Origin of the sequence: Rossellomorea aquimaris (genome assembly GCF_003315075.1) — a bacterium.
GTDB classification, from domain to species: Bacteria; Bacillota; Bacilli; order Bacillales; family Bacillaceae_B; genus Rossellomorea; species Rossellomorea aquimaris_C.
Genome location: NZ_QNRJ01000016.1, coordinates 47490 through 67450, shown reverse-complemented (window position 1 = coordinate 67450; position 19961 = coordinate 47490). Strand labels below are relative to the sequence as shown.

The window sequence follows — 19961 nt, the reverse complement described above, 5'->3', positions numbered from 1 at the left end:
ACCGCCAGCCCCGCGGAAAGCGAGCATCCTGGAGCGGAAATCAACTATTACTTTCTCCTCTACAATAGCAACAAACTTTACGAATAGAGCCTTTTGAATAAAGATTCTTTCAACGTGGTGGGAGATTTATGTTAAAATAGGTAAGAAAATTATTAGGAAATTAAGTAGGTGGATTAGTTGAAGAAATTAAGAATTGCGATCGATGGTCCTGCAGCTGCGGGGAAAAGTACAGTGGCGAAAATTGTAGCAGGGAAATTATCTTATCTTTATATTGATACTGGGGCGATGTACCGTTCATTAACATATAAAGCTTTGAAACTGAATATAGACTTGCATGATGAAAATGGGTTGAAGGAATTGTTAGCTCAAACAAAAATCACGCTTGAACCGACTGATGATGGACAAATTGTATATGTAGACGGGGAAGATGTGACAGATGAAATCCGTCAAGCCGCCGTTACCAATTCAGTATCTCATGTGGCCGTCCATTCTCAAGTTAGAGAAGAGATGGTGAACAGACAACAACAGTTGGCCAAACAAGGTGCTGTTGTAATGGACGGAAGAGATATCGGGACCCATGTTATCCCCGACGCTGAAATTAAAGTGTTTTTACTGGCAAGTGTAGACGAAAGAGCCCAAAGAAGACATGAAGAAAACATTTCGAAAGGGTTCCCTTCAGATCTGGAACAATTAAAAGTAGAAATTGCCCGCCGTGACAAGATCGATTCAGAAAGAGAAGTGGCTCCCCTTAAGAAAGCGGACGACGCAACTGAAATAGATACGACTTCACTATCCATCCCTGAAGTAGTGGATCAAATTATGCTGTTAGTAGAAAGGAAAGGTTAATGTGAACTTGTATTCCTTTGCTAGAGGTCTCGTAAAATCGATTCTTTCCCCTCTCTATCGCATTGAGGTCAAAGGTTTGGAGCATTTCCCCAAAGAGGGGGGAGTCTTATTATGCACAAACCATATTGATAACCTGGATCCCCCGGTAGTGGGGATTTCAGCTCCCAGACCTGTTTCATTTATGGCTAAAGAAGAGCTTTTCAGTGTCCCGGTACTGGGTAAGCTATTACCCGATTTACGGGCATTCCCGGTGAAAAGAGGAATGAGTGACCGGGAAGCACTAAGGAAAGGTTTGCAGGTCCTTAAACAAGGAGATGTTTTAGGACTGTTCCCAGAGGGTACTAGAAGTAAGACAGGTAAAATAGGTAAGGGATTAGCAGGAGCAGGTTTTTTTGCTCTTCGTTCCGAGGCTTACGTTGTACCTTGTGCAATCATTGGACCCTATAAGCCTTTCAGGAAATTAAAGGTCGTATTCGGCCCGCCTATTGCTATGGAGGGCATTCGAGAACTAAAACTGAATGCAGAGAAAACAACTGAAATTATTATGCAGCACATTGAAAAACTAATACATGAGCATGAATAATATGAGCTTTCTCGCTTGACAAAAAGTAGTATTTATTAGAAGTTAGTAGAAAGAATATTTTAAATTGTGAAGTCTCGCAATTATCAAAAATCTTTGCAGTCATGGATTAAGGAGGAGTACATAATGGAAGACATGAATGGAATTGAAGTGAAAAATCTTGAAATCGGTGAAAAAGTTAAAGGAACAGTCACTAAGGTTGAAGAGAAACAGGTCTTAGTCGACGTTCAAGATAGCAAAGTGGATGGCATCATTCCAATTAGTGAACTCTCAAGCCTTCATATCGAAAAAGCTTCTGATGTAGTCAGTGAAGGGGATGTACTTGAGTTAATCGTGACGAAAGTTGAAGAAGAACTTCTGGTTCTTTCTAAACGAAAAGTAGATGCTGAAAAAGCATGGGAAGAAATGAAGGTTCGCTTTGAAAATGGCGACATCTTTGAAGCGGAAGTCAAAGATGTTGTGAAGGGCGGACTTGTAGTTGATCTTGGAGTTAGAGGATTTGTTCCTGCATCATTAGTCGAGGACTATTATGTTGAGGACTTCTCGGACTATAAGGATAAAACATTGACGTTCAAGATTGTGGAATTGGATCAGGAAAAAAATCGTCTAATCTTATCCCACCGCGCTGTTGTAGAAGCGGAAAAGCAACACCAGAAGAAGCAGCTTCTAACGGATATTGAATCTGGTGCTGTTCTTGAAGGGACAGTTCAGCGTATCACAGATTTCGGAGCGTTCGTAGACATTGGTGGAGTAGATGGATTGGTGCATATCTCCCAACTTTCCCACGAACACGTTGAAAAGCCTTCTGACGTAGTCACTGAAGGACAAAAAGTACAGGTCAAAGTTCTAAGCGTCGATCGTGACAATGAACGTATTTCTTTATCCATTAAAGAAACCCTGCCAGGACCTTGGAGTAATATTTCAGAGAAGGCACCTAAAGGCAGTGTTCTGGACGGTGTGGTTAAACGCTTAGTTTCATATGGAGCATTTGTAGAAGTGTTACCTGGTGTTGAAGGTCTTGTTCACATCTCTCAAATTTCACATAAGCATATCGGTACCCCGCACGAAGTCCTTCAGGAAAACCAAGAAGTACAAGTGAAGGTATTGGATGTAAATGAAAATGATCAACGTTTATCTTTAAGCATCAAATCTCTTGAAGAAAAAGAGGAAGAAATAACTGATTATCAAATGCCTGAAGAAAATACAGGTTTCCAATTAGGTGAAATGATTGGTGACAAATTAAAAGATCTTAAGTAATGGTGATGAATAGTGACAAGAGCCCAAAGAAAGCAAGACCACATTAATTACGCTTTATCAACTGGTCAACAACGAAGAACAGGTTTTGATGAAGTTGCTTTTGTCCACCAAAGCTTACCGAATATAGCAGTGGATGAAGTTCATCTGCAGGCAAAGATTGGCGAACTTAATTGGAGTTCGCCAATTTTCATAAATGCTATGACAGGCGGCGGTGGGGAATCAACTTCTAAAATCAATGAAGAATTAACGATTCTTGCACGGGAAACAGGTCTGGCCATTGCTGTCGGATCTCAAATGTCCGCACTTAAAGACCCTTCTGAACGAAAAACGTATGAAATCGTTCGTCAATATAATTCAAATGGCGTCGTTTTTGGGAATTTGGGAAGTGAAGCAACCGTTCAACAGGCAAAAGATGCCGTAGAGATGATTAGCGCCGATGCGTTGCAAATCCACTTGAATGTCATACAAGAATTAACCATGCCCGAAGGTGACAGGGATTTCAGAGGGGCCATGGACAGAATACAGGAGATCGCTGAAAGTATTCCAGTACCTGTCATTGTGAAAGAAACGGGTTTTGGTATCAGTAAAGAGGCTGCAGAATCCTTGTCCCACTCGAACATTTCAGCCATTGATGTGGGTGGATTCGGTGGTACCAACTTCTCGAAAATCGAAAATCAACGCAGAAAACGAATGTTGGAATTCTTCGATGATTGGGGTATACCCACTGCTATTTCGATTGCCGAAAGTCATGCTACATTCAGGAAGCCGGTTCTTGCTTCAGGTGGTGTCCAAAATAGCTTAGACATCGTAAAGTCTCTAGGATTAGGAGCATCTGCAGTAGGAATGGCAGGAATCATCCTAAAGCAGCTATTAGACTCAGGACTTGAGGACACCATTGAAGAAGTGAATCAAATTCATACGGATATTAAGTTCCTTATGAGTGCGCTGGGGTGCAGGCGTCCAGAAGATCTTCACAGCGTACCACTCGTGTTGTCAGGCGACGTGTTTCATTGGCTGGATGTTAGAGGGTTGAATCCTGCAAGCTATAGCAACAGAACGTTTAATAAGTAAAAAGAGGCTGGGACAAAAGTGTTTTAGTCTAAGTAAAACCCGAACAAGTCTGCTTCCTAGAAGGCAGATTTGTTCGGGTTTATTATTTATTTCGGTACATCTGATTTTAACTGTTTCCAGCGGTTGATTGGAGTGCAAGACGAAGACTCCTGCGGGAAAAGTAGCTTATGTGAGACCCCGCAGGCTTGCCGAGGAGGCTCACGGGCTACCCGCGGAAAGCGTAGTCTTGCACGGAAATCATTAGCGGCATTAAGAACCTACACTTCGATTGTTCGTCTTTATATCGTGCCATTTTAGTTTTGTCCCAGCCTCTTTTTTTGTTGCTTGATATTAGTTGTGGATTTTTGGGTATTTTTGTAAATCGGCTGAATTAACCCATAAAACGGCTGAATTTTTGTTAAATTCGGCCGGATTCCTGTCCAATTCCGCTGGATTATCACTCAAAATGGCCGGATTATATAGAATTTCGGCTGAATTATTGTTTGTCTACAAGACATCCAGCCAATTATGCTTGTCGGGCCTGCCCAGCCGCCTCCGCGTTTCTTGATGTCCAGCTCCGGCGGCTAGTCCCTCGAGGTCATATTGGAAAAATCCCCAAAGGCAAAGAACGCCTTCAGGGATTTCCCCAATATGCTTGTCGGGCCTGCCCAAGCCGCCTCCGCTTTTCTTATGTCCAGCTACAGGGGCTTGGGGCTCGAGGTCATAATCCAAGTCACCCAAAAAGGCAAAGGACGCCTTTCCGGGTGACTCGTCTTATGCTTGTCGCCCCATGGCGAGCCCCTTCCGCTTTTCTAGATGTCCAGCTCCGGCGGCTAGAGGCTCGAGGTCATAAGTCAAACATGCCAATAAGGCAAAAAGCGCCTTTCTGGCATGTTCGCCTTATGCTTGTCGCCTCTACCCAAGCCGCCTCCGCTTTTCTTATGTCCAGCTACAGGGGCTTGGGGCTCGAGGTCATAATCCAAGTCACCCATAAAGGCAAAAGACGCCTTTCCGGGTGACTCGTCTTATGCTTGTCGCCCCATGGCGAGCCTCTTCCGCTTTTCTTGATGTCCAGCTCCGGCGGCTAGTCCCTCGAGGTCATATTGGAAAAATCCCCAAAGGCAAAGAACGCCTTCAGGGATTTCCCCAATATGCTTGTCGGGCCTGCCCAAGCCGCCTCCGCTTTTCTTGTTACCTCTGTCCTTTTTTGGCTTCTTCCGGTCCTTGCAGGCTTGTAGCTCCGTTGTAGTGCAGGGCCTGGTCCCTGTCTGATTCGACTCGTTTGCTTTGTTTTAGTTTCTTTTCTTGACGATCTTTACCCATCATAAACACCTCCCTTTCTTATTTTTTCTTTGAGAAAATGATTCATACATGAATGAGTTACATAAAAATTTTCCATAATGTAGATAATAGGAGGGAGTGAATGATGGTGGATGGGATTCTGTATTTATGGCTGATTTGGGGAATTTGGATATTTACGACGTTTATGATGAATAAGGCACACCCATATCGTTTCCATTATTCCTTCATTTGTTTGGTGTTAATATGCGTGTTTCCATATGGATTGAAAGTAAGTTCTGTGAAGGTTGCCGTACCCGTTATTGTTTTAGGACTAATTTGTATCCATTACATAAGAATTCTTAGTTTGAAAGATAAATTATATATGCTTGTAGCCATTCTGGCGATGGGGATGCTTTATGCGGGCATTGGGTTAGTGGCTATTTATGATCCTGTTCTCATGTTCTTGGATCGAGATCTTATAATGGCTTTATCACTTGCTTTCCTGAGTATTCTCTTCTATACCTCGTCTTCATTTATGCTCCGGATGATCGCTATTGCCGGGAGCAGTATTGTGGGTGAAGTCTTTATGAGCATCCCATTAAAGAATATAGGATTTCTATATCCCATCGGTGGACCTGTTTACCTCGATGTCCTGGCTATTTCGACTGGAATTCTCTTAGCGATCAAGTTGTTGGAAGAAATCAATCAGTTATTCAACATCAAAGTACAAACAAACAAAGGGGAAATGAAGAATCTATGAATGAGTATGTGTATCCGGTCATCTTCGGAGTAGTAGTTGGGACATTAACCAGAATCTATATGCTGCGTACAGACTATCGCCAATATCCCACTTATTTGCATGGGAAGATTATACATATTGCTCTTGGATTTATTGCGGCTGGCTTAGGTACCATTGCGATTCCTGCATTGCTGGAGGAGAACTTCACGGCGATTACTTTCTTAACCGTTGCTGCGTCTCAATTTCGGGATGTGCGAAATATGGAGAGGAACACATTGACAGAGTTGGATGCATATGAACTTGTACCTAGAGGGGCTACATACATCGAGGGGATTGCCGTAGCCTTTGAAAGCCGTAATTATTTGGTTATTTTCACTTCTCTGTTAGCCACTTTAGCTTATATTGTCTTTAATTTCTATGTAGCGTTGCTGATCAGTGCGATATGTATGTTGGCTGCCCATAAACTAATGGCTGGAGGCAGATTGAAGGATATCGTTAACATTGAATATGTGAAGCCTCATTTCGATGGAGCAGGACTATACGTTGATAATATCTACATTATGAATATTGGATTAAAGGTAAGACAAGAAGAAATTTTAAAGTATGGAATGGGGTTTGTTCTTTCCCCAAAATCATTCGATGCCAGATCGACGGTAGCGAATCTGGGTCAAAGGCAAGCGATTCTTCATGATATGTCTACTTCCTTGGGGATATTTAAAGATTCAGGAACACCGGCTTTAACGCCATTGGCCAAGAGGGATTTAGACGATGGTCGAATAGGTGTATTCGTCCTCCCGCAGCGAAAGGATGTAGAGAAAGCGATTGCCATTCTTGGGCAGGTGCCGACATTGGAAAATGCGATAAGAATGCCGTCAGAATCGAAGGCGAATCAGGAGGGTGGTAAATTAGAATGAGTACGACGATCCAAAAATTTATACTCGCTACGGTTACGACATCACCTGAAAAAGTACCAAGTGGAACAAGCGTTTTTTATTGTAAAACAGATGAGGAATTGCAAAAGATCTGTGCGAATTTAGAGGCGATTCTCGATGGCATTGCCCATGAACTGGATGAAGGACTATTTATCATTGTAAAACATTGATTGCTAGTTTATTCTTTTATTGATAAAATAGTTAAGTTAGGGGGGACTGTCCCATAAGGAAACATTACCTTAAGGGCCAGTCCTTCTTATGCATAGCTCCAATTGATGATTGAAAAGGCATAAAAAGAGGAAATGTAAGAATAGGATAACCTTCTTACAGAAAGGGTGAATAACGTGACAAAACCAGTAGTAGCAATCGTAGGGCGTCCAAACGTTGGGAAGTCCACGATCTTTAATAGAATTGTTGGAGAAAGAATATCCATAGTTGAAGATGTACCTGGTGTAACAAGAGACCGTATATATAGTTCTGCTGAGTGGCTGACTCATGAATTTAACATTATAGATACAGGTGGGATTGAACTGGGGAATGAACCATTCCTCGATCAAATCAGGCAGCAGGCTGAAATCGCCATTGATGAAGCGGATGTGATTGTATTTTTAACGAATGGCCGTGAAGGGGTGACAGCTGCAGATGAAATTGTAGCCAAGATCCTTTACCGCTCTAAGAAACCGGTCGTATTAGGGATTAATAAAATTGATAATCCCGAAATGAGAGAAATGATTTATGATTTTTACTCCCTTGGATTTGGGGAGCCGTATCCAATTTCAGGTTCTCATGGTCTTGGGTTAGGAGACCTTCTTGATGATGTTGTGAAAAACTTTAAACAAGAAGAAGAAGAGGACTATGCAGAAGATGTGATCAAATTTTCATTAATTGGTCGTCCGAATGTTGGGAAATCTTCCCTGGTTAACGCCTTATTGGGAGAAGAGCGTGTGATTGTGAGTAATGTTGCAGGAACGACGCGGGATGCCATTGATTCCTCTTACACGTATGATGGACAGGATTATGTCATCATTGATACTGCAGGCATGAGGAAAAGAGGTAAAGTGTATGAAACCACTGAAAAATACAGTGTTTTAAGAGCTCTTAGAGCAATTGAACGTTCCGATGTCGTCTTAGCTGTCATTGATGGAGAAGAAGGGATTATCGAGCAGGATAAAAAAATTGCCGGGTATGCTCATGATGCAGGTCGCGCAATCGTGATCGTCGTGAACAAATGGGACGCCGTTGATAAAGACGAGAAAACCATGAACAAATGGGAAAAGAACATCCGAGAACATTTTCAATTTCTTGATTATGCTCCAATCGTTTTTCTATCTGCCAAAACAAAGAAGCGCATTCATACATTACTGCCAATCATTAATACGGCAAGTGAAAATCATGCACTACGAGTACAATCAAGCGTGTTGAATGAAGTAGTCATGGATGCAGTAGCAATGAATCCTACCCCTACAGATAATGGTAAGCGACTCAGAATTTACTACGCGACGCAAGTGGCTGTGAAGCCTCCGACATTCGTGGTATTTGTGAATGACCCTGAATTAATGCACTTCTCATACGAACGATTCTTGGAAAATAGAATACGTGATGCATTTGGATTTGAAGGAACTCCTATTCGTATTATTGCTCGCGCAAGAAAATAATAAGGTGGGTGTAAAAATGGAAAATTCAAAGAAAATAACGGTAGTTGGCGCAGGAAGCTGGGGGACGGCACTTGCGATGGTCCTGGCTGATAATGGACTGGAAGTAAGATTATGGGGACACAAAAAAGAACAGATTGATGAAATTAATACTCAACATACCAACGAAAAGTACCTGAAAGAGGTCAAGCTCCCGGACTCCATCAAGGGTTATCATGATCTTAGTGAGTCTTTAGATGGCGTTGATACGATCATTCTGGCTGTACCGACGAAAGCGATCCGCGGAGTATTGGGTCAAATTCAAGAGGTTCAACGTGCACCCTTAACCGTTGTTCATGTGAGTAAAGGGATTGAACCTGATTCACTTCTAAGAATCTCAGAGATGATTGAAGAGGAAATGGACCCTGATAACTTACATACAGTGGTGGTATTGTCTGGACCCAGTCACGCTGAAGAAGTGAGTTTGAGACACCCGACGACTGTGACCGTTTCCTCTAAGAATATGAAAGCTGCTGAAGAGATTCAGGACTTATTCATGAACATGAATTTCCGTGTATATACGAATCCCGATATGCTGGGGGTTGAAATCGGTGGAGCCTTAAAGAATATCATAGCCCTTGCAGCCGGAATTACAGACGGATTGGGATATGGAGATAATGCAAAAGCCGCTCTTATAACGAGGGGACTTGCAGAAATAGCCCGTCTGGGAACCAAGATGGGAGCAAACCCATTAACATTTTCAGGTTTAACAGGCATCGGTGATCTGATCGTTACATGTACAAGCGTACATTCAAGAAACTGGAGAGCGGGAAACATGCTCGGTAAGGGTCATAACCTTGATGAGGTCCTGGACAACATGGGGATGGTCGTAGAGGGCGTACGCACAACGAAAGCTGCTCATCAGTTAGCAGACAAGTATGAAGTGAATATGCCCATTACCAACGCTTTGTATGATGTGCTATTCAATAAAGTAGAAGCGAAAGAAGCGGTAGACCACTTAATGGGACGTGGAAAGACAAACGAAATGGAAGACCTCGTGAACATTCTTGGAGAGCGATTAAATTAACCTGATTCTTTTACGATAGAAAGCATGACTAAATATTCTTTCGAAACAATGAATTAATCTTGGAATAATAGGCATTCGAGGATGCGAACCACACCCCTGTTGCATACACTGTCATGAATATATACAGCTTTGCCTATGGATGGGTAGGTCTCGCTTTGTTTAGAGCAGCTCAAGTATTTTGACATCAGTTCAATGATGCTAAAATACTTGGGAAGCTCTTTTTTTTTGATAATCTCTGCCCGGGGAAGTCCGTATAGGTACATCTTGAGGTTTGTAACAGATTATTGAACAACCATTCTTTTCTATTCTTTTGTAAAAATCTTATGATATAATACATTCGATAACTGGAGGGATGTATGATGGATTCAATGATGAAGATGTGGATTTCGTTTGCATCGATGGGATTCATGTTTTTTGCCATATTAACGATCTATTTTAGCAGGTATAAGATCAAGCAGAGATTCCTGCGTTTTATTACAGCATTCATGGCATATATAATGATGATTGCCGGCGGACTTATGATGATCTATATTGTATTTAGTGGACCGACCAATTAGGTTGCGGTCCGATTGAAAGGACGTTTTTAGATTGAAACGCTTAGGTTTAATTGCATTTCTTCTTATTTTAACTATAAGTATTCTTTCAGGATGTATGTACCCTGAGGAAAAGCTTAGTCAGAACCAGATCCCTTATGAAACGCAGGTGAAGGCTGTACAAGATGCAGTCGTAACCTATCAGAAGGACAATAATGGGTTGCTGCCAATTAAGACCCGAGACCAGGATACACCCATTTATCAGAAGTATCCGATTGATTTCAGAAAGCTTTCACCTCAGTACTTAGCGGAGATTCCAGGAAATGCTTTCGAAAATGGTGGAGTTTTTCAATATGTTCTGACTGACGTGGAGGAAGATCCTCAAGTCAAGATTTTTGATCTGCGGCTGGCTGAACAAATAAGGGAATTGAAAATCAGAATAGAAGCTCAAGGCTACCCGCCATTTAAAGAGGAAGTAGCCAATAATGTCTATACATTGAATTATAAAGAACTGGGGTATGATGGGGAAGTGTATGTAAATAGCCCCTACTCAAACAAGAACCTTCCCCTTGTCATCAATGGTGACGGTGACATATTTGTAGATTACTCAATGGACTTATTTGAACAGATCAAATCGACTGATAAAGAACTAAAACCTGGTGAAGATATCCGGAATTTACTTGTTGAGGACACTTTTTTTGTCCCAGCTTATTCTTTACCTTATACGGTAGATGAAAATAACGAACCTGTCTTTATGACAAAATAGGCATAACCCTTTCCTTACAAAATATATTGTAAGGGAAGGGTTATTATTTTTATGTCATCCTTTATAGGGAAATTTCATCAAAACTAATGATCATAAATGCTAAAGACATAATAAATTTTTATACTTTTAATCATAAGGGGGGAAAAAAAGCATATTAATAGTCATAAGTCATTGGGACAACATCATAAATATAGATTGAGAGACAGAATACACGGATGAAACATCCCTGGAATATAAGATGGGAGGGAATCTCTTGGAAAGAGTCGATCTATTTAAGGACATTGCCGAAAGAACAGGCGGAGATATCTATTTAGGTGTGGTAGGAGCAGTTAGAACAGGAAAATCAACATTCATCAAGAAGTTCATGGAACTTGTGGTCCTTCCTAACATAGCCAGTGAATCAGAACGTGCAAGAGCGCAGGATGAATTACCCCAAAGTGCAGCAGGCAGGACCATCATGACGACAGAACCGAAGTTTGTTCCTAATCAAGCCATCTCTGTTCACGTCGATGAAGGCCTCGAAGTGAATATTAGATTGGTAGATTGTGTAGGATATACGGTCCCGGGTGCTAAAGGGTACGAGGATGAAAATGGACCCAGGATGATCAATACCCCATGGTATGAAGAGCCTATACCATTCCATGAAGCGGCCGAAATCGGTACGCGTAAAGTCATCCAGGAACATTCCACGATCGGGGTTGTGGTGACAACCGACGGTTCCATCGGGGAAATTGGCAGAGGAGATTACATCCAAGCGGAAGAAAGAGTCATTGAGGAACTGAAAGAAGTAGGTAAACCATTTATCATGGTCATCAACTCGGCGAGACCTCATGCTCCTGAGACAGAAGACCTAAGAGAGAAACTTCAAGATAAATATGACATTCCAGTTCTCGCCATGAGTGTGGAGAGCATGAGAGACTCAGATGTCCTCAACGTGTTAAGAGAAGCACTATTTGAATTCCCGGTACTTGAAGTGAATGTGAATCTTCCAAGCTGGGTAATGGTTCTGAAAGAAGAGCACTGGCTAAGACAGAACTATCAGGAAGCTGTGAAAGAAACGGTTAAGGATATTAAACGACTGCGGGATGTGGATCGTGTTGTTCATTACTTCAGTGATTTTGATCATATCGAACGGGCAGGGCTTGCCGGCATTGATATGGGGCAAGGAATTGCAGAAATTGACCTGTACGCCCCTGACGAACTGTATGATGAAGTACTGAAGGAGATTGTAGGGGTGGAAATTCGCGGGAAAGATCATCTCCTGGAATTAATGCAGGACTTCGCTCATGCAAAAGCGGAATACGACCAGGTTTCAGATGCATTGAGAATGGTGAAGCAGACGGGGTATGGCATCGCAGCGCCTTCTTTAAATGATATGAGTCTGGATGAACCGGAAATCATCAGACAGGGTTCCAGATTCGGAGTCAGCTTGAAAGCAGTAGCACCATCCATCCACATGATCAAAGTGGATGTACAGTCCAAGTTCGAACCGATTATCGGTACAGAAAAACAGAGCGAAGAACTGGTGCGCTATTTAATGCAGGATTTCGAAGATGACCCGCTATCCATCTGGAATTCCGATATCTTCGGCAGAAGCTTAAGTTCCATTGTAAGAGAGGGGATCCAAGCGAAACTTTCCTTAATGCCTGAGAATGCAAGATATAAACTCAAAGATACGTTGGAAAGAATCATCAACGAGGGATCGGGTGGATTGATCGCCATCATATTATAAATGTCTTTTGACCTTCTTAGGAGGGTCTTTTTTTGTTTTGTTTCTTTGAAATCTTCCATTTTTATATTAAACCTCTGAATTTTTTTGTGAGATTCCTGCTTTTAATTGCTGATTTTCACATTGTATATTTATAAATTTGTAGCTGGGAAGATAAAAGTGTAAAAAAGCAGAGGGAGGCTCTAGAACCTTGATATATATAGGTTTTGGCCATGTGGATTTCAGGACTTTGCAACCTGATGGATATTCATTATAGATGAAAATAAGGGAGTCGATGTTTAAGGGATTTCAAGGTTGGGAAGTAAGATAGAGTACCCAATGAGGAGAGGGTATTAGTTGCAGTCATCGAAAAGAAGTGATAGGTTGAATAGACGGCAAGAATAAAGGGCTTTGAAGGGATTCTATTACATTTGTGTTTCAAATAAGAAAAGATTCCCATTATTTCTTGATTTGTTCTTGCTAAGGTTAATCTATTGTGATAATCTTTTAACAGAATTGTTGTTGAATATTGATTCAGCAACGTTTTCAAGCGTTTTTTCTACACTTTATGTATAGAATTCGCTAAACTTGTTTACTAATGATATTAAAGTAAATGAATCATGACTGAGACATTTCCTTGGGAGGAGGTGAATGGCATGAACAAGACAGAACTAATCAATGCTGTTGCAGAAGCTGCTGAGCTATCTAAGAAGGACGCTACCAAAGCGGTTGACGCTGTTTTCGATACAATTCAAGATTCACTTGCAAACGGTGATAAAGTACAATTAATCGGATTCGGTAACTTCGAAGTACGTGAGCGTGCAGCCCGTAAAGGTCGCAACCCACAAACAGGTGAAGAGATCGAAATCTCAGCTAGCAAAGTACCTGCTTTCAAACCAGGTAAAGCGCTTAAAGAAGCTGTAAAATAATTACATACTTTGAGCGTATAGAAAAGGTCGCATATTTATGCGGCCTTTTTTGCTATTCATTTATAGTTTGGTTATTTCTCCTTAAAATATGTACGAAGTATTATTCCTTTAAAGGAAGTTTTATATTATTATAAAACTTCTAAAGCACTAGTCTTTGATGACATTATAGGCTTGTGCTAATATTAACAATGTTACTATTTCTTTAAGTATTTTAGGAGGACAACATAATGGCACAAGTCAATCATGGCCAAATAGAAGAAGCAGTTCGATTAATATTAGAAGCTATTGGAGAGAATCCTAATAGAGAAGGTTTATTAGATACACCAAAGCGTGTGGCGAAAATGTATGCAGAAGTATTTTCGGGAATCGGTCACGATCCGAAAGAATACTTTGAAACAATATTCAGTGAAGAGCATGAAGAACTGGTGCTTGTGAAGGATATTCCTTTTTATTCGATGTGTGAACACCACTTGGTACCTTTCTACGGAAAAGCTCATGTAGCATATATTCCCAGAAACGGAAGAGTGGCCGGACTTAGTAAACTGGCAAGGGCCGTTGAATCTGTTGCTAAACGACCTCAGCTGCAAGAAAGAATCACTTCGACAGTGGCTGATACGATCATGGAAACCCTTGAGCCTTATGGTGCAATGGTAGTGGTTGAAGCTGAGCATATGTGCATGACAATGAGAGGTGTAAAGAAGCCTGGTTCAAGTACAGTGACAACTGCGGTAAGGGGCTCGTTTAAAGAAGACCCTCAAGCACGAAGCGAAGTTCTTTCTTTTATAAAGAATTAGGAGTGAGCTAAGGATGAATTCAAATGATTATATTGTGATTAAGGCGATTGAAGATGGTGTGAACGTGATCGGGCTGACAAGAGGGACAGATACCAGATTTCATCATTCAGAAAAGCTTGATAAAGGTGAAGTCATGATTGCTCAGTTTACAGACCATACCTCTGCGATTAAAGTTAGAGGAAAAGCAACCATCGTTACAAGTTACGGTGAAGTCGAAAGTGATAACAAGAAATAATCCTCTGGGCATTTACGTTCCAGAGAAGATACAGGTGGGACTGACTATGGGTAGTTGAACTTCGTAGTCGTCCCCTTTGTTATACTAAAGCTAAATAGGGAGGGCAAGAGCAAGACTGATTCCCTATTGTTGAGGATTTTATGGTATAATATCTATTGCTGAAATTTTTAGACCGATACATAGTAGAAATGGGGATTAAAGGGTATGAAATTCATTGATTGTAACCATCAAGCGAATATCATTCATCAATACATAGAAGAGCAGTTGCATCACTCTTACTTAAAGGAGTATATAGATCAGCCTTACATTGATCGGGATCGGATTTATTTCCTGCTCCTTCCTTTTGTAAGTGGGGGACGGACCTTGAATAAAGAAGTTGTACAGTGGATTTCGACTGCCATGCTATTGCAGATAGCCCTTGATACCCATGAAAAGGTTACAATCTCTGAGCTTGATCCATTGAAAGAGAGGCAGCTTACGGTACTTGCAGGAGTATACTTCAGCAGCCTTTACTATAAAATCCTTGCCGACACAGATGATGTGGATCTTATCGCAGTATTAGCCAAGGCGATAAAAGAAATCAACGAAAGCAAAATTTCCATTTATAAAGAGGAACATCAAAACCTTGATGGGCTAATGTCAAGCTTGAGGACAAGAGAATCAGCGATCGTTTCAAAATTCTTTCGTTTTTTTGAAGATGACAAATGGATCCGGATTGTAGAGCAAGCCCTTTTATACAAGAAGCTCGTTCAAGAAAGAATTTGTATAGAGCACTCACAGAATACGAGCTTTATAAAAGCGTTGTCGACTTTAACGTTCGAATCAGCCAGTGAAACACCATCTTTAAAGCTAACGAAAGAAGAGTCCGGACATTTGCTTTCAAGGGTGGATAAATTAATTTCCTCAACGAAGAAAACCATTCAAACACAGTTAGAGAACATAGAACCGGTAACACCATATTTTAAAAAGCTGATTGTAGAGCTATTACCTTATGCTGAGCCTGAACCTATGACCAAACTATATGCGGAAGAAGGGTAAATCGAAATGCAGCAGTCCAAAGAACAAAAAGTCCACGGAGTATTTGAAAAAATATATTCCAATTATGATAAGATGAATTCGGTAATCAGTTTCCAACAGCATAAAAAGTGGAGAAAAGATACCATGAAGCATATGGATGTGAAGCCAGGCTCAAAGGCACTGGACGTTTGCTGTGGAACGGCGGATTGGACGTTAGCGATAGGAGAGAAAGTCGGAGAAACGGGCAAGGTAGTGGGGCTGGATTTCAGCCAAAATATGCTTTCTATTGGTGAAGAGAAAGTGAAACGATCCCCCTTGAACAACATTGAGCTGATCCATGGAAATGCAATGGAGCTGCCTTTTGACGATAATACCTTTGATTATGTCACGATTGGCTTTGGCTTACGGAATGTTCCGGACTACCTCCACGTCTTAAAAGAAATGAATCGTGTAGTGAAACCAGGAGGGATGGCTGTTTGCCTTGAAACCTCTCAACCAACCATGCTCGGTTTCAAACAGATGTATTACGCATACTTTCGTTTCGTGATGCCACTGTTCGGCAAGATCTTTGCCAAGAGCTTTAATGAATATTCATGGCTTCAGGAATCAGCCAGAGATTTCCCGGGGATGAAGGAGCTTGCTGATATGTTTGAAGAAGCCGGCTTTAAAGATATACATGTGAAACCATATAGTGGCGGAGTGGCTGCCATGCATTCAGGCAGAAAGTAAGAAATTCGTAAATTAGGTGGAAAAACTATGAAGCTAAACAGGATGTATTCGTTTCTAAAAACGGATATTGATGAAATTGAAAAGGAACTGGAAGTTGCGATTGAGTCAGAATCACAACTTTTACAAGAGGCATCCCTTCACCTTCTGCAAGCAGGTGGTAAAAGAATCAGACCTGTTTTTGTCTTGCTCTCTGCAAAATTCGGACAATATGATATTAACATTGTGAAAAATGTAGCAGTGGCTTTGGAGTTAATTCATATGGCATCCCTTGTTCACGATGACGTGATCGATGATGCAGAGTTAAGAAGAGGAAAGCCAACGATTAAAGCTCAATGGGACAATCGTATTGCCATGTACACCGGAGATTACATCTTTGCACGAGCTCTCGAGTATATGACGAATATTAAAGCGCCTGAAGCACATCAAATACTTTCACACACCATTGTTGAAGTATGTAAGGGTGAAATCGCTCAAATAAAAGATAAATATCGATTTGATCAAAATCTGAGGGATTACCTCCTTAGAATCAAGCGGAAAACGGCTCTGCTTATTGCTGTAAGCTGCCAGATCGGTGCCATTTCTTCCGGTGCCCCTGAAGAAATTCATCGTCGCTTATACCGATTTGGTTATAATGTAGGAATGAGCTTTCAGATTACAGATGATATTTTAGATCTTACTGCAAGTGAGGAAGAACTGGGTAAGCCTGCCGGCAGTGACTTGTGGCAAGGTAATATCACCCTTCCGATTTTATATGCGATGGAAAACCCTGAACTTAAAACGAAGATTGAAAGAGTGAATGAATATACTTCTCCTGAAGAGATGAGAGAAATCATTTCGTCCATCTTAGCGACCGATGCCATAGATCGATCCCATCAGCTAAGTAGAATGTACTTAGACAGAGCGTTGGAAGATCTGAATCATCTCCCATACAACCGCGTGAAGAAAACATTGAAGAATATCGCAAACTTTATTGGCAAGAGAAAATATTAAGAAAATTTAAAATGGAAACGTTGCCAAAACCCCCAATCAGTGTTACTATTTTCGTGGGATGTCCTTAGGACTTCTATACATACATATTTAGGAGTGGGGAAGATGGAAAAGACATTTTTAATGGTAAAACCGGACGGCGTACAAAGAGGGTTAATCGGTGATATCGTATCACGTTTTGAAAAAAAGGGCTTTCAATTAGTAGGGGCAAAGCTGATGAGCATTTCAAATGAGCTTGCTGAAGAGCATTACGGTGAGCACAAGGAAAGACCATTCTTTGGAGAGCTTGTTGACTTCATTACATCTGGACCTGTATTTGCAATGGTTTGGCAAGGTGAAAACGTTATCACGACAGCTCGTGGAATGATGGGAGCAACAAACCCTAAGGATGCTGCACTTGGAACAATCCGCGGTGATTTCGGCTTGACAGTCGGAAAGAATATCATCCACGGATCTGACTCTGCCGAAAGCGCTGTTAGAGAAATCGGCTTATTCTTCAAAGAAGAAGAACTGGTAGAGTATTCTAAATTAATGAACGAGTGGGTTTATTAATACCTGTTAAACAAATAATCTTTTTAGGGCAAGTCGTGATAAGGCGACTTGCCTTTTCTATTGAATAGGATTTAACTTTTCTGTATAGCGTTCGATATAATACATATAGTCTTATACCTTTAATGTAGCAAAGTGAGTGGGTCCTTATGTCAAATGATTATCTGGAATTTATTCAAGGGATAAAAAGAAAAACGGGAATTGATCTTTCCCTGTACAAAGAAGCTCAAATGAAACGGAGATTAACGGCACTGTATGAAAAAAAGGGCTTCGGGAGTTTTCAAGAATTCTTCAGTAAGCTGAATCGTGACATCGAAGAAATGGAAGAGTTTCTCGATCGAATGACGATCAATGTTTCAGAGTTTTATCGAAACTACAAACGGTGGGAAGTTCTCGAGACTAAAATCCTTCCCAGACTTCTACAGGAAAACAAATCACTTAATATATGGAGCGCAGCTTGTTCTACGGGGGAAGAGCCGTACACGATCGCCATGATGCTGTCGGAACACATGACTCTTTCAGGACGGACCATCACCGCGACTGATATCGATAAAAATGCCATTCAACGTGCAAGGAACGGTCTCTACCCTGAACGATCGCTGAATGAGGTCCCCTCCGTAATGAAAGCCCGTTATTTCACTCAGGAAGGCGCCTTGTTCAAATTGAATGAAGAGATCAGCAAAAACGTGACTTTCAAGCAGCAGAACCTGCTGTCAGACCCATTTGAGGGGAATTACGACTTGATTGTTTGCAGAAATGTGTTAATTTATTTCACGGAGGAAGCAAAAAACCTATTATATAAAAAATTCAATGCCTCTCTGAGACCCGGCGGTGTGCTTTTTGTCGGGAGTACCGAACAAATCTTCAACCCATCCCAATACGGATTCGAGACAGAAGACACATTCTTCTATAAAAAAATCTAAAATTTACGATGTTGATCTTACATTTACTGGACGGCTGTACGCTTGCTTTTTTAGAAACGATACAGTTTAAAAGTCCAAATATGTCGGGTTACATCGTTTTTTTCTATATAAGAGAGGTTTTTAGAAAATTTTTTAAACGTAAGGGCTAGGAAATGATCTGAATTCTATGTTATATTGGTACATAATTCTTTAACGAGTTGAAGGGGGAAAGTGAATGAGATACTTAACATCTGGAGAATCACATGGACCGCAATTAACGACCATCATTGAAGGGCTGCCTGCAGGAATGCCTTTAGAAGCAGGGGATATCAATGATAATCTGGCAAGAAGGCAAAAAGGTTATGGCCGGGGGCGGAGGATGCAGATTGAGAAAGATCAGGCATCGATTGTTGGAGGAGTGAGACATGGATATACTCTGGGTTCTCCTTTAGGACTGGTTGTGGAGAATAGAGACTGGACTCACTGGACGAAAGTGATGGGCATCGAACCTCTGGAGCCTGGAGAAGAAGAAGAGGTAAAGAGAAAGATTTCAAGACCAAGACCAGGACATGCAGACCTTGTCGGTGGTATGAAATATGGACATAGGGACCTTAGGAATGTATTAGAAAGGTCATCAGCCAGAGAAACCACTGTAAGAGTTGCTGCAGGTGCCGTCGCGAAAAAGCTACTAAAGCTATTAGGTATCGACGTTGTAGGTCATGTTCTTGAAATTGGTGGAATTAAAGCAGAGAAACTACACTACGATTCTATAAATGAACTAAGAGATATAACAGAAGATTCTCCGGTCCGTTGCCTGGATAAAGAAGCTGCACAGAAAATGATGGACTTAATAGATGAAGCGAAAAATAATGGAGATTCCATTGGTGGTGTGGTTGAAGTCATCGTTGAAGGGATGCCTTCAGGAGTCGGTAGCTATGTCCATTATGATCGTAAGCTTGATGCGAAGATTGCCATGGCCGTCATGAGTATCAATGCATTTAAAGGGGTCGAATTCGGCTTGGGATTTGAAATGGCGCGAAAGCCGGGTAGTGAAGTGCATGATGAAATAGCCTGGAGTGAAGAACAGGGGTACTACCGTAAAACAAATCGATTAGGCGGCTTTGAAGGCGGTATGACGACAGGCATGCCGATCCGTGTAAAAGGAGTCATGAAGCCTATCCCCACCCTGTATAAACCATTACAAAGCGTGGATATCGAATCAAAGGAACCATTTAAAGCAAGTATCGAGAGATCCGATAGCTGTGCGGTACCGGCTGCAAGCGTAGTGGCAGAGGCCGTAGTGGCGTGGGAACTTGCTTCTGCTATCGTGGAACAATTCCATAGTGATCAATTCGATAAGCTCCATGAAGATATCAATAGACAACGTCAAGAGTCCAAGGAGTATTAAT

General features: G+C 41.4%; 22 protein-coding genes. 21 read left to right on the top strand and 1 reads right to left on the bottom strand.

What is annotated here, in order from left to right:
- Positions 1-177 precede the first annotated feature (177 nt).
- The 4 genes from cmk to fni all read left to right on the top strand — a co-directional run bounded on the left by cmk (position 178) and on the right by fni (position 3754).
- Positions 178-846 (top strand): (d)CMP kinase, encoded by a 669-nt coding sequence (gene cmk, locus DET59_RS16580; RefSeq protein ID WP_113970725.1) that lies wholly within the window; start codon positions 178-180, stop codon positions 844-846.
- Position 847: 1 nt separating this feature from the next.
- Positions 848-1429, top strand: a complete 582-nt coding sequence (locus DET59_RS16575; RefSeq protein ID WP_113970724.1) for a lysophospholipid acyltransferase family protein — start codon at positions 848-850, stop codon at positions 1427-1429.
- 120 nt (positions 1430-1549) lie between these two features.
- On the top strand, positions 1550-2683 hold the full coding sequence (rpsA, locus tag DET59_RS16570; RefSeq protein ID WP_113970731.1) for a 30S ribosomal protein S1: 1134 nt from the start codon (positions 1550-1552) through the stop codon (positions 2681-2683).
- Positions 2684-2695: 12 nt separating this feature from the next.
- Positions 2696-3754, top strand: coding sequence for a type 2 isopentenyl-diphosphate Delta-isomerase (gene fni, locus DET59_RS16565; RefSeq protein WP_113970723.1), 1059 nt, complete (start codon positions 2696-2698; stop codon positions 3752-3754).
- Between the two features lie 1170 nt (positions 3755-4924).
- Here fni and DET59_RS16545 read toward each other — a convergent pair.
- Positions 4925-5056, bottom strand: a complete 132-nt coding sequence (locus DET59_RS16545; RefSeq protein ID WP_113970719.1) for a YpzI family protein — start codon at positions 5054-5056, stop codon at positions 4925-4927.
- A gap of 100 nt (positions 5057-5156) precedes the next feature.
- Here DET59_RS16545 and DET59_RS16540 point away from each other — a divergent pair, with 100 nt between their 5' ends.
- The 17 genes from DET59_RS16540 (at position 5157) to aroC (ending at position 19960) form a co-directional block, all read left to right on the top strand.
- The gene (locus DET59_RS16540; RefSeq protein ID WP_113970718.1) at positions 5157-5774 is read left to right on the top strand and encodes a YphA family membrane protein; all 618 of its coding nucleotides are present in this window, start codon (positions 5157-5159) and stop codon (positions 5772-5774) included.
- Positions 5771-6667, top strand: a complete 897-nt coding sequence (locus DET59_RS16535) for a YIEGIA family protein (RefSeq protein ID WP_113970717.1) — start codon at positions 5771-5773, stop codon at positions 6665-6667. Before DET59_RS16540 ends, DET59_RS16535 begins: the two co-directional genes overlap by 4 nt.
- Complete coding sequence (locus DET59_RS16530; protein WP_113970716.1) at positions 6664-6855, top strand: capping complex subunit for YIEGIA; 192 nt, start codon at positions 6664-6666, stop codon at positions 6853-6855. The genes DET59_RS16535 and DET59_RS16530 overlap by 4 nt, the downstream gene beginning before the upstream one ends.
- A 174-nt stretch (positions 6856-7029) precedes the next feature.
- Positions 7030-8340, top strand: coding sequence for a ribosome biogenesis GTPase Der (gene der, locus DET59_RS16525; RefSeq protein WP_113970715.1), 1311 nt, complete (start codon positions 7030-7032; stop codon positions 8338-8340).
- Positions 8341-8356: 16 nt separating this feature from the next.
- Positions 8357-9403 (top strand): NAD(P)H-dependent glycerol-3-phosphate dehydrogenase, encoded by a 1047-nt coding sequence (locus DET59_RS16520; RefSeq protein ID WP_113970714.1) that lies wholly within the window; start codon positions 8357-8359, stop codon positions 9401-9403.
- 356 nt (positions 9404-9759) lie between these two features.
- Entirely contained in the window at positions 9760-9960 is a 201-nt protein-coding gene (locus tag DET59_RS16515; RefSeq protein WP_181778207.1) for a DUF2768 domain-containing protein, read from the top strand.
- A gap of 31 nt (positions 9961-9991) precedes the next feature.
- Entirely contained in the window at positions 9992-10702 is a 711-nt protein-coding gene (locus DET59_RS16510; protein WP_113970712.1) for a hypothetical protein, read from the top strand.
- Positions 10703-10955: 253 nt separating this feature from the next.
- Entirely contained in the window at positions 10956-12434 is a 1479-nt protein-coding gene (gene spoIVA, locus DET59_RS16505; protein WP_113970711.1) for a stage IV sporulation protein A, read from the top strand.
- Positions 12435-13066: 632 nt separating this feature from the next.
- Positions 13067-13339 carry an HU family DNA-binding protein gene (locus tag DET59_RS16500; RefSeq protein WP_169213765.1) on the top strand — a complete coding sequence of 91 codons (273 nt, stop codon included), beginning with the start codon at positions 13067-13069 and terminating at the stop codon, positions 13337-13339.
- 227 nt (positions 13340-13566) lie between these two features.
- Positions 13567-14133, top strand: coding sequence for a GTP cyclohydrolase I FolE (gene folE / locus DET59_RS16495; protein WP_113970710.1), 567 nt, complete (start codon positions 13567-13569; stop codon positions 14131-14133).
- Positions 14134-14146: 13 nt separating this feature from the next.
- The gene (gene mtrB / locus DET59_RS16490; RefSeq protein ID WP_034758340.1) at positions 14147-14368 is read left to right on the top strand and encodes a trp RNA-binding attenuation protein MtrB; all 222 of its coding nucleotides are present in this window, start codon (positions 14147-14149) and stop codon (positions 14366-14368) included.
- A gap of 204 nt (positions 14369-14572) precedes the next feature.
- Positions 14573-15406, top strand: a complete 834-nt coding sequence (locus tag DET59_RS16485) for a heptaprenyl diphosphate synthase component 1 (protein WP_113970709.1) — start codon at positions 14573-14575, stop codon at positions 15404-15406.
- Between the two features lie 6 nt (positions 15407-15412).
- Positions 15413-16114, top strand: a complete 702-nt coding sequence (locus DET59_RS16480) for a demethylmenaquinone methyltransferase (protein WP_113970708.1) — start codon at positions 15413-15415, stop codon at positions 16112-16114.
- A gap of 27 nt (positions 16115-16141) precedes the next feature.
- Positions 16142-17104 (top strand): heptaprenyl diphosphate synthase component II, encoded by a 963-nt coding sequence (gene hepT / locus DET59_RS16475; protein ID WP_113970707.1) that lies wholly within the window; start codon positions 16142-16144, stop codon positions 17102-17104.
- A gap of 102 nt (positions 17105-17206) precedes the next feature.
- Positions 17207-17653 (top strand): nucleoside-diphosphate kinase, encoded by a 447-nt coding sequence (ndk, locus tag DET59_RS16470; protein ID WP_034758349.1) that lies wholly within the window; start codon positions 17207-17209, stop codon positions 17651-17653.
- Between the two features lie 146 nt (positions 17654-17799).
- A complete protein-coding gene (locus tag DET59_RS16465) occupies positions 17800-18573 on the top strand; it encodes a CheR family methyltransferase (protein ID WP_113970706.1) in 774 nt (257 codons plus the stop codon).
- 214 nt (positions 18574-18787) lie between these two features.
- Entirely contained in the window at positions 18788-19960 is a 1173-nt protein-coding gene (gene aroC / locus DET59_RS16460; RefSeq protein WP_113970705.1) for a chorismate synthase, read from the top strand.
- Position 19961: the final 1 nt, after the last annotated feature.

Coding starts and splice junctions, on each gene's coding strand:
- DET59_RS16515 (WP_181778207.1), top strand. CDS start 9,760: ATGATGGATTCAATGATGAAGATGTGGATTTCGTTTGCATCGATGGGA.
- DET59_RS16485 (WP_113970709.1), top strand. CDS start 14,573: ATGAAATTCATTGATTGTAACCATCAAGCGAATATCATTCATCAATAC.
- DET59_RS16545 (WP_113970719.1), bottom strand. CDS start 5,056: ATGGGTAAAGATCGTCAAGAAAAGAAACTAAAACAAAGCAAACGAGTC.
- hepT (WP_113970707.1), top strand. CDS start 16,142: ATGAAGCTAAACAGGATGTATTCGTTTCTAAAAACGGATATTGATGAA.
- DET59_RS16500 (WP_169213765.1), top strand. CDS start 13,067: ATGAACAAGACAGAACTAATCAATGCTGTTGCAGAAGCTGCTGAGCTA.
- DET59_RS16520 (WP_113970714.1), top strand. CDS start 8,357: ATGGAAAATTCAAAGAAAATAACGGTAGTTGGCGCAGGAAGCTGGGGG.
- mtrB (WP_034758340.1), top strand. CDS start 14,147: ATGAATTCAAATGATTATATTGTGATTAAGGCGATTGAAGATGGTGTG.
- DET59_RS16480 (WP_113970708.1), top strand. CDS start 15,413: ATGCAGCAGTCCAAAGAACAAAAAGTCCACGGAGTATTTGAAAAAATA.
- DET59_RS16540 (WP_113970718.1), top strand. CDS start 5,157: ATGATGGTGGATGGGATTCTGTATTTATGGCTGATTTGGGGAATTTGG.
- DET59_RS16535 (WP_113970717.1), top strand. CDS start 5,771: ATGAATGAGTATGTGTATCCGGTCATCTTCGGAGTAGTAGTTGGGACA.
- DET59_RS16465 (WP_113970706.1), top strand. CDS start 17,800: ATGTCAAATGATTATCTGGAATTTATTCAAGGGATAAAAAGAAAAACG.
- aroC (WP_113970705.1), top strand. CDS start 18,788: ATGAGATACTTAACATCTGGAGAATCACATGGACCGCAATTAACGACC.
- DET59_RS16530 (WP_113970716.1), top strand. CDS start 6,664: ATGAGTACGACGATCCAAAAATTTATACTCGCTACGGTTACGACATCA.
- ndk (WP_034758349.1), top strand. CDS start 17,207: ATGGAAAAGACATTTTTAATGGTAAAACCGGACGGCGTACAAAGAGGG.
- folE (WP_113970710.1), top strand. CDS start 13,567: ATGGCACAAGTCAATCATGGCCAAATAGAAGAAGCAGTTCGATTAATA.